The organism is Arthrobacter sp. CAL618, assembly GCF_000468215.1.
Lineage (GTDB): Bacteria > Actinomycetota > Actinomycetes > Actinomycetales > Micrococcaceae > Arthrobacter_D.
In genome coordinates, this window is sequence record NZ_ASZW01000119.1 from 1 (window position 1) to 1,686 (window position 1,686).

Consider the following 1,686-nt stretch of genomic DNA (forward strand, 5'->3'; position numbering starts at 1 on the left):
GGTTGTTGGTAGTGCCAGTAGCCTTCGGTTTTGAACATGTGGTGGCGTTTACACAAAGACGCCAGGTTTGAATAGGACGTTTTGCCGCCTTGGGACCAGGGGGTGGTGTGGTCGAGTTCGCAGAACACCGCCAACCGGTTACATCCCGGATGCCGACACGTCCCATCCCTGACCCGGACCGCATCCTTCAGGTCCTGCGGAACCCGGTACGTGGTCGCATCAGCGCCCAGCCTGGCCCCGGTGAAGGGGTGGGTGAGGATCCTGGTGAACGATGGTGCGTGCCCGGCGAGCTTCCGGGCGGTCTCGGGATCAATCGGACCGTACCCTTCCAGTTCACCCGGGGTGTCCCCTCCGAGGAGAGTCATCACCGGGACCGTGACGAACACCTTCGCCTGCACGCCCCAATACACGCTGGCCTCCCCCTGCTGACTGGGGCTGGTGTTCGTCCGGGATCCTGGGTCGGTCCCAGCGGCAGCAGCGGGGTCATCTCCTGGGTCGGTCCCAGCGTCAGCACCAGGGTGAGCGCCGGGGGCAGCAGCTGGGTCGGGTGCTTCATGCATGTGTCCGGTGGGTCCGGCACTGGTGAGGACATCCACCAGAACATCGGCCCTGAGCTGGGTGAGAGTCCTGGCCTCGTCGGGGCCCTGCAAGGCCCGGGCTGCGGTATCGACCCGGTGGAAAATCCCGGCCGCCTGTTCGGAGGGCAGGTACGCGGCGAGCCAGGCCATCCCGTCGTGGGCGCCGTTCAGGACCACCTCGCGTTCCCGGAGAGCTTTCCGGTGCCGGCTACTGATGGGTTCGGGGTGAAGTTTTTCGCGTAACCGGTGGGCCTGGCGGCAGAACTTCGTCACGGTGGTCTGACCGGCCAACGCGATCAGCCTGGTTTCATAGGCGGCGGCGAGAGCGGGGTCGGTGTCGGGCATGTCTGTGGCTTCTTCGACAACGGCCCAGGCATGGCGGCGTGAGAGTCTGCCGTCCTCTAACGCGTTCAACGTGGCCGGGTAGTGGCGGGTCAGCAGGGTGCTGTGTTCGACCAGGAACCCGGCGGTCCGCTCCGGCAGGTGCAACGTGGCGCCGATCTCGGCTGCGGCCAGGGTTTTCTCAAACCCGAAAGCCCCGCGGCCGCAACGGGTTTGCTCGGTTTGCAGGTCCAGGATCCGGGTAACCAGTTTCGCTTCCTGGGCATCGAGCCATGACCGCGCCTCGGCGACGTCATTCAACGCATCCAAGACCTGGGCAGAGTCAAGGCCGGCCGGGGCGGCGAGCCCGAGTTGGCCGGTCAGGGCGGGAGGTTCGTCGCTGGAGCGCACCCGCTCGCCGGGCACGAAGGCCATTCCCCAAAAATCCGATGCCTCATCATCCGCATCGGTCGAACCCGCAGCCTCAGCCTCCGACTCCGGCGGTTCAACAGTGGGTGCTGTCCACACCGCGTCCACGCCTAGCGGTCCCTCCGGACCATACCCAGCAGAAGACCCAACAGAAGCCCCGGAGGAAGACGCCGCAGAAGCGCCGGCGTGAGTTCCCGCAGTAGACCCCGTGGCCGTGTTCGCGGGCCCGCTGGTCGAGGCGGAATCCGCGCCGGATTCGGGAGGGATTCCCGATCCGGGAGCAGAAGCTGCACTGCTTTTCATACCCCAATTCCATCATCGAGCACCGACAGTATGAGGGGAAAATAGGGGGCCCGGA

1 protein-coding gene is annotated in these 1,686 nt (G+C 65.8%); it reads right to left on the reverse strand.

Annotation, left to right across the window (positions count from 1 at the left end; translation table 11 throughout):
* Positions 1-1,427, reverse strand: a 1,427-nt coding sequence (locus K728_RS0107555; protein WP_237742109.1) for an HNH endonuclease signature motif containing protein, incomplete at its 3' end; no start/stop codon positions are given.
* Between the last annotated feature and the right edge of the window lie 259 nt (positions 1,428-1,686).